The following is a 272-nucleotide window of genomic DNA, read 5'->3' as shown; positions in this document are numbered from 1 at the left end:
CAGAAACAGAATGCCGGCATGATCTACACTCCCTGAACGGAGGTGGTGCCGATGAAAAAATCACGATTCACCGAAGAGCAGATTGTTTTTGCCCTGAAGCAGGCTGAACTGGGGACGTCCGTGCCGGAGGTCTGCCGTAAGCTGGGTATTTCCGATGCCACGTTCTATACGTGGCGCAAGAAATACGGCGGGATTTCGCCCTCAGAACTGAAGCACATGCGTCAGCTGGAAGAGGAAAACCTGCGGCTGAAGAAACTGGTGGCCGATCTGAG

Annotated in this window: 1 protein-coding gene; it reads left to right on the top strand. The window is 54.0% G+C overall.

From position 1 onward, the window contains the following. Positions 1-51: 51 nt before the first annotated feature. Positions 52-272, top strand: a 221-nt coding sequence (locus E0L21_RS24875) for a transposase (protein ID WP_131413852.1), incomplete at its 3' end; no start/stop codon positions are given.

Origin of the sequence: Kosakonia quasisacchari (assembly GCF_004331415.1) — a bacterium.
GTDB classification, from domain to species: Bacteria; Pseudomonadota; Gammaproteobacteria; order Enterobacterales; family Enterobacteriaceae; genus Kosakonia; species Kosakonia quasisacchari.
This window is presented reverse-complemented; position numbering and strand designations above follow the sequence as displayed.